The 1,186-nt window shown below is 41.0% G+C and carries 1 pseudogene; it reads left to right on the forward strand.

What is annotated here, in order from left to right:
* Positions 1 to 1,186, forward strand: a pseudogene (locus ACFINK_RS09310) (hypothetical protein); the annotation flags it as partial.

A 1,186-nucleotide genomic window follows, 5' to 3' on the forward strand; every position in this document is an offset into this window, starting at 1 on the left:
AGCGAACTTACTAAAAACATAACGAATATTACTCAGCAAGTTAAAGGTGATGCTTTGTTATGGAATGATGAAGCCAACGCCTTTGTAGCACGTCATGAAAAGAGCAAAGAAGAAAAAGGCAGAGCTGTAGCCACTCAAGATAACAGCAAAATTACGTTTCTTTTAGATGGTGATGTTTCTAAAGATTCAACGGATGCTGTCACGGGTGGACAGCTTTATTCGCTGAACGAACAACTTGCAACCTATTTTGGTGGAGGTGCAGGTTATGATAAAGAGGGCAAATGGAAAGCTCCAAGTTTTAAGGTTAAGACAGTTAAGGATGATGGTAACTCTGAAGAGATAGACTATGGCAATGTGGCGGATGCTTTGGCTGGAGTTGGTAATTCTTTCACAAATATTAGAAATGAGATCAGCAAAGAGATTAATAATGAGATTGCCAATGTGAAAGGTGAAAGCCTTGTCAAGCAGGATAGGATGGGTCTTATTACTATTGGTGCGGAAAGAGGCGGCAATAAAATCAATATTTTAAATCGGGATGGTGATGCTCGAATTCTTTCTGGTGTTAAGGCAGCGCAAAATGGGGACGAGGCAGTCAATAAAGCGCAGCTTGATGCAAGTCTGAAGGATCTTTCCAGCAGCCTTCAGTCAGAAGATTCAGCAGTGGTTCTCTACGATAAAAAAGAAGACGGAATAGTTGACTATAGCAGTGTGACTTTAGGCAAAGGTAAGGATGCAGAACCGGTTGCGCTTCATAATGTAAAAGATGGTGTCATTGGTGAGAGTTCATATGATGCGATTAATGGTAGTCAGATCAATACAATTTCTCAGGATTTAGCTAAGTTTCTTGGTGGAGAAGCATCCTTTAAAGAGGGTGTTTTTACAGTTCCGACTTATAAAATCTCTAATGTTTCTGACGATGGTACAGTAACGACTAATTCACATAACGATGTTGGTAGCGCCTTTGCGGGTCTTGATACGAGTGTCAAGAATGTGAACACTCATCTGTCTAATGAGGTCAAAAAGTTTGATGAAAAACTAAGTAATATTACGCAAGCAGTTCAAGGCGATGCATTGTTATGGGGCAAGACTAAAGGTGCGTTTGTAGCGACGCATGGGGACAATAAAGAGAACAGCAAGCTTACATCACTTGCAGCTGGCTCTATAGTATCAGGCTCGAGTGATGCGA

Source organism: Bartonella sp. AA16NXGY (genome assembly GCF_042197325.1).
In the GTDB taxonomy this organism is placed as follows: domain Bacteria; phylum Pseudomonadota; class Alphaproteobacteria; order Rhizobiales; family Rhizobiaceae; genus Bartonella.